Below are 6,000 nucleotides of genomic sequence, written 5' to 3' on the forward strand. Positions count from 1 at the left end.
GGACTGTCCGTCTTAGGCTCGCGGATCCTGCCGGACTCTGGGGGTGCTCTGGTGAAGGTTCCGCTGACCGTTTCCGACTTCCTCGAACGGGCCGAGCTCGTCTACGGACGCCGGGTCGGCGTGGTCGACGAGCCCGATCAGCCCGCCGAGTCCTGGGGCGAGCTCACCTACGCGCAGATGGCCGAGCGGGCGCGGGCGCAGGCGGCGGGACTCGACCATCTCGGTGTCGCGCAGGGCGAACGCGTCGCGATGGTCACGCAGAACGCGGCGCGTCTCCTCACGAGCTTCTGGGGCGTGAGCGGCTACGGCCGCGTGCTGGTGCCGATCAACTTCCGCCTCAACGCCGACGAGGTGGGGTACATCGTGGAGCACTCGGGCGCATCGGTGCTCCTCGTCGACCCCGAGCTCGACGACGCACTCCGCGACGTCACCGCGAAACATCGCTTCGCGATCGGCGCCGAAGCCGACGCCGAGCTCCTCGCGTTCGACACCGAGCCCGAGCCGTGGGACGAGCCCGACGAGGATGCCACCGCCACCATCAATTACACGAGCGGTACGACGGCGCGTCCGAAAGGTGTGGAGCTCACGCACCGCAACATCTGGATCAACGCGGCCACCTTCGGCTGGCAGGCCGGCGTGAGTGATCGCGACGTGTACCTCCACACGCTCCCGATGTTCCACTGCAACGGGTGGGGCATGACGTACGCCGTCACCGGGATGGGCGCGAAGCACATCGTGCTGCGCAAGGTCGACGGCACGGAGATCCTCCGGCGCGTCGAGCAGCACGGCGTCACGCTCATGTGTGGCGCGCCCGCGGTCGCCAACGCGGTGCTCGACGCGGCCTCGACGTGGGACGGTCCGATCCCGGGTCGCGACCGCGTGCGCATGATCATGGCCGGCGCGCCGCCGCCGACCCGCACGATCGAGCGCGTCGAGAGCGAGCTCGGCTGGGAGTTCGGCCAGATCTACGGGCTCACCGAAACGTCGCCGCTCCTCACGATGAACCGCCGTCGCGCCGAGTACGACGATCTCGATCCCACCGAGCGTGCACGTCGCCTCGGTCGTGCTGGCGCGCCCGCGCTGGGGGTGCAGATGCGCGTCGACGGTCAGGGCGAAGTGCTGGCGCGCAGCAACGTGGTGCTCGAGGGCTACTGGCAACAGCCGGAGGCAAGCGCCGAGGCGATCGTCGACGGGTGGTTCCACACCGGCGACGGCGGCACGTTCGACGACGACGGCTACCTCACGATCTCCGATCGCAAGAAGGACGTGATCATCAGCGGCGGCGAGAACGTGTCGTCGATCGAGGTCGAGGACGTGCTCTGCTCGCATGCCGCGGTCGCCGAAGCGGCCGTGATCGGCGTACCCGACGAGAAATGGGGCGAGACGGTGAAGGCGCTCGTGGTGCTCGCACCCGGCGCGAGCGCGACCGAAGACGACCTGATCGAGCACTGTCGCGGCCGGCTCGCCCACTTCAAGTGCCCGACGTCGGTGGAATTGCGCGACGCGTTGACGCGTACCGCCACCGGCAAGCTCCAGAAGTTCAAACTGCGCGCCCCCTACTGGGAGGGCAAAGAACGCCAGGTCGGCTGACCCAGACATCGAACCTGCGTCGTTCAAGGTCGTAGAGCGCCCACGAACGACGCAGGTTTGCGTGCTCGACGGGCCCGCGTGCCATTCGTCGACAGGGGGAAGGCTCCCGAGCCCACACCGACGGCACCGGTCCCGCCGCCGATCGGTTGGGGCCTGGGGCCGCGACGGTGATCCGCCAAGCACGTGGTGGCGGTACGCCAGAACCTCCGGTTACTCGTCGACGCGAACGGCGCGTTCGTGTGGGCGGGCGGCCGGCTCACACCCGCCGATCTCGCGAACTCGATCATTGCAACGGGCGCGGTGCGCGCGATGGAGATGGACATCAACCCCGACTGGGTGCACTTCAACTCGTACGACGTCGCGCCCGACGGATCGGTGAGCGGCAACGGACTGTTCGGTGCGACCGGCGCGAATCGCTACCTGCGTCCCGACGCGCGCGACTTCGTCGCGGTGATGGTGCGCGGGACGGTGATTCCCGCGCGACGGCGAAGCTCGGGAACGGCCCGATCAAGGGCGAGGCGCGCGGGGGTTAGGCAACACGCTCGCGAGCCACGCTGCACAGGCGAGCAGGAGCGCGTCGCCGCCGTAACGGCCGACGAGCTGCACGCCGACGGGGAGCCCCGTCGATCCGGTGAGGCCGGGTATCGCGATCGCCGGCCATCCGAGCAAGGTCCACAGGCGCGCGAAGCGTGGGTCGCCGGTGGAGCCGAGACCTTCCGGCGCCTCGCCCGACGCGGCGAGCGTGAGGAGCACGTCGGCGTCGCCGAACAGGTCGCTATACGCGGCGCGCGCGGTGGCGGCGCGTGCGAGCACCCGGTCGTAGTGCGCGGGGTCGATTTCGTCGCCCCGCTCGAGGATGCGTTGCAGACTCGCCGACACGCGCCCACGTTGGGTGTTCCACTCCCACGCGAGCGAGCGCACCGCCTCGTACGACATCACGATCGGCTGGTCGCTCGCGAGGCCGTCGAACATGGCGGGCAGCGCGGCATCCGTGATGGTCGCGCCCGCGTCGGCAGCAGCGCGCGCCGCATGCTCGACCGCGTCACGGGCGTCGCTCGTCGCGTCGAGCCAGTGCTCGGTACGGATGACGGCGATGCGCGGCGCCGCGCCGAGTTGCGGTGCGGGAGTGCGACCGGTGAGCACGACGCGAACCCGGTCGAGCAGCGCGACGTCGCGCGCGGACCAGCCGACGGTGTCGAGCGACGGGGCGAAGGGTTTCACGCCTGCAGTGGTGACGGTGCCGAACGTGGGCTTGAAGCCGAACACGCCGCAGAAGCTCGCGGGCCGGATCACCGAGCCGGCGGTCTGCGTGCCGAGCGCGACGTGGACCATGCCGGTGGCGACCGCAGCCGCCGACCCGCTCGACGACCCACCGGGCGTGTGCGTGGTGCGGTGCGGGTTGGTGGTGGGGCCGGGTTCGAACACCGCGAACTCGGTGGTGACTGTCTTGCCGAGCGCGACCGCGCCCGCGGCGCGCAACTGCGCGACGACCCCGGCGTCGCCGCGCGGCCGGTGCCCGGCGTAGATGGGGGATCCGTACTCGGTGGGCTGGTCGGCGGTGTCGAAGATGTCCTTCACGCCCAGCACGACGCCCGACAGTGGTCCGGTCGGCACGGCCTTCGCCTCGGCGCGCGCGCGTGCAGGATCGAGGTACGCCCACGCGTGCACGGTGGGCTCCCACTCGTCGACCGTCGCGAGGGAACGCTCGACCGCGTCGAGCGCGGTCACACCACGCCGGTGATCGTCACGTTCCCCGCGGAGTCGCGCACGGTGAGCTGCACGTCGCGCGCCGAGCCGTCGGCGATGATCGCGCGGCAGGTGAGCTGCTGCGCGGGCCGCAGCACCAGCCAGGTCGTCGTACCACAGGAGACGGTGGCGGGGAGCGACGCGTTGGCGGCGACGAACTCCTCGAGCGACTGCTTCGTGAGGACGGCCTGTGTGGTCTCGAAGCTCACGGTGCCGCGACGGCCGGCTTGGGTCGCGTCGACCTCGAGGAAGGTCCCCGGGAGCTGCACCGTGCAGGTGAAGCGTGTGCCGGCCTTCTTCGCGATGCCGTCCGGGCAGGCGACGTTGCCGAACGCGAGGCCGGGGTAGGTGGCCGTGACCTGCCGCGCGATCTCGCGCCGTACCGCCCGCGGGTTCAGCGTGGCGGCATGGGCAACGCCTGTGAGGGCGACTACCCACGTCGCCATCACAATTCTGGCCGCCGCTCTACGCACCGCCGCAGACTAGGCCCCTACCATTCCGTGGTGACCTCGCCAGGACGGACGTCTCAGGGGAAGACCATCGTGCCGAAGGCGCAGCCGGTACCGGCGGCGCCACCGAACGCGGGCGAGGTGCTGCGCCATGGTGCCCAGGTGGGGTTGGGCGCGCTCGGCTTGGCGCGCAATGCCATCGGGAGCATGCTGAACCGGGCGCCGACGGCCCGAACTCGAGTGCCGTCGCCGCCCGGCACGGTCGACCTCGTTCCGGGTGCGATCCTCGGTCTGGCGATCGTGGCCGAGCGGCGGGCCCGCGTGCTCGCCGACACCATCGCGTCGGGTGCGATGAGCGCGGCGGGGGTTGCGACCCGCCCCCGGGTCGTGCAGCGCGCGCTCCGGCCGCTCGAGGACCAGATCTGGCGGTTGCACGAGCTGGCGCGACGCGAGCAGGCCCGGAACCAGGGGGAAGCCGCCATGGCGATCCCCGTGATCATCCAGCAGATCACCGAGAACGTCATCGCCCAACTCGACCTCGAGCGCATCGTGCAGCAGATCCCGATGGGCGACATCGTGGGCGCGGTCGACATCGAGGCAATCGTCGCCCGCATCGACCTCGTCGGCGTGATCCGCGAGTCGACGTCGAACATCACGACGGAAGCGGTCGACGCGTTGCGCGACCAGGGGATGGCACTCGACGCGTTCGCGGCGCGCGTCGTGGACGGGTTGCTGTTCCGCAAGCGGCCACGAAAGCTCGACGTCGGCGCTTCGTGAAGACCGAGCGTTCGCGCGCCAGCACGTTGCAGGGCCAGAGGGCCGGGTTCGTGTCGCGCGTCACGGCCGCTGCCATCGACGTCGGCATCGTGTTCAGCGCGTTCTTCGCGGCGCTGGCGGGCTTCGCGGTCGTGCGCTACCTCCTCACGAACGACCCGCTCGATCTTCCCGACCCGGGCGCGGTGTGGAGTGGCGTGGGCATGTTCGTGATCCTCGTGTTGGTCCTGACCGTCGCCTGGGCGGGGTCGGGGCGCACGCTCGGCGACACCGCCGTCGGACTGCGCGTCGTCACCGAATCGGGCGAGGAGCTCCGATGGCGCCGTGCGCTCGTGCGTGCGCTCGTCGTCGTGTTCCTGCCGGTGATCAGCATGGCGTGGATCCTTTTGAGCCGGAAGAACGCGGGATTGCACGACCTCGCGTGCCGGACAACGGTGATCTACGACTGGCGCGCACGTTCGATAGATTCCCGACCTCGCGAATAGGATTTTCCGCCGTGCCCACGCAGCTCTCGCATCTGGACGCGCTCGAGGCGGAGTCCATCCACATCATGCGGGAGGTCGCGGCCGAGTTCGAGAAGCCGGTCCTCCTCTTCTCGGGCGGCAAGGACTCGGCGGTGATGCTGCGGCTGGCCGAGAAGGCGTTCTGGCCGGCTCGCATCCCGTTCCCGGTGATGCACGTCGACACCGGTCACAACTTCGACGAGGTGCTCGAGTTCCGCGACCGGCGGGTTGCCGAGCTCGGCGTGCAGCTCGTGGTGGCCTCGGTGCAGGCGTCGATCGACGCCGGACGCGTGGTCGAGGAGACCGGGCCGCGGGCGAGCCGCAATCGCCTCCAGACCGTCACCTTGCTCGACGCGATCACCGAGCACGGCTACGACGCGGTGTTCGGCGGCGGACGGCGTGACGAGGAGAAGGCGCGCGCCAAGGAGCGGGTCTACTCGTTCCGTGACGACTTCGGGCAATGGGACCCGAAGAACCAGCGGCCCGAGCTGTGGAACCTCTACAACGGGCGTCACCGCAAGGGCGAGCACATCCGCGTGTTCCCGATCTCGAACTGGACCGAGCTCGACGTGTGGCAGTACGTCGCGGCGGACGGCGTCGAGCTGCCGCCGATCTACTACGCGCACCGGCGCGAGGTGTTCCGGCGCGACGGCATGTGGCTCGCGGTGTCGCCCTACGTCACGCTGATGGACGGCGAAGAGCCGGTGGAGATGATGGTGCGGTACCGCACGGTCGGCGACGCGTCGTGCACGGGCGCGGTGGAGTCCTCCGCGATCGCGATCCACGACGTGATCGCAGAGATCGCGGCCTCGCGCATCACCGAGCGTGGCGAGACGCGCGCCGACGACAAGTTCGCCGAAGCCGCGATGGAAGACCGCAAACGCGAAGGGTATTTCTGATGCCAGAGGCGAGCGCCCGCGGCGCAGGTACCCTGCGCC

General features: G+C 70.2%; 6 protein-coding genes. 4 read left to right on the forward strand and 2 right to left on the reverse strand.

Translation table 11 applies throughout. The annotated features are described in order from the left end of the window. Nucleotides 1-51 precede the first annotated feature (51 nt). Nucleotides 52-1,590 (forward strand): AMP-binding protein, encoded by a 1,539-nt coding sequence (locus WD271_05530; protein ID MEX1007288.1) that lies wholly within the window; start codon nt 52-54, stop codon nt 1,588-1,590. 507 nt (nt 1,591-2,097) lie between these two features. Here WD271_05530 and WD271_05535 read toward each other — a convergent pair. Next, on the reverse strand, nt 2,098-3,318 hold the full coding sequence (locus WD271_05535; GenBank protein ID MEX1007289.1) for an amidase: 1,221 nt from the start codon (nt 3,316-3,318) through the stop codon (nt 2,098-2,100). Further along, nucleotides 3,315-3,782 carry a DUF4333 domain-containing protein gene (locus WD271_05540; GenBank protein ID MEX1007290.1) on the reverse strand — a complete coding sequence of 156 codons (468 nt, stop codon included), beginning with the start codon at nt 3,780-3,782 and terminating at the stop codon, nt 3,315-3,317. Before WD271_05540 ends, WD271_05535 begins: the two co-directional genes overlap by 4 nt. A 57-nt stretch (nt 3,783-3,839) precedes the next feature. Here WD271_05540 and WD271_05545 point away from each other — a divergent pair, with 57 nt between their 5' ends. From WD271_05545 to cysD, 3 genes are read left to right on the forward strand one after another with little or no spacing between them, the layout of a single operon-like run. Continuing rightward, on the forward strand, nt 3,840-4,562 hold the full coding sequence (locus WD271_05545) for a hypothetical protein (GenBank protein ID MEX1007291.1): 723 nt from the start codon (nt 3,840-3,842) through the stop codon (nt 4,560-4,562). Further along, on the forward strand, nt 4,559-5,044 hold the full coding sequence (locus tag WD271_05550) for an RDD family protein (GenBank protein MEX1007292.1): 486 nt from the start codon (nt 4,559-4,561) through the stop codon (nt 5,042-5,044). The genes WD271_05545 and WD271_05550 overlap by 4 nt, the downstream gene beginning before the upstream one ends. 11 nt (nt 5,045-5,055) lie before the next feature. Beyond that, nucleotides 5,056-5,961: a sulfate adenylyltransferase subunit CysD gene (gene cysD, locus WD271_05555; GenBank protein MEX1007293.1), complete on the forward strand. Its 906-nt coding sequence runs from the start codon at nt 5,056-5,058 to the stop codon at nt 5,959-5,961. Nucleotides 5,962-6,000 lie beyond the last annotated feature (39 nt).

Source organism: Acidimicrobiia bacterium, from assembly GCA_040880805.1.
Classification (GTDB): Bacteria; Actinomycetota; Acidimicrobiia; order IMCC26256; family DASPTH01; genus DASPTH01.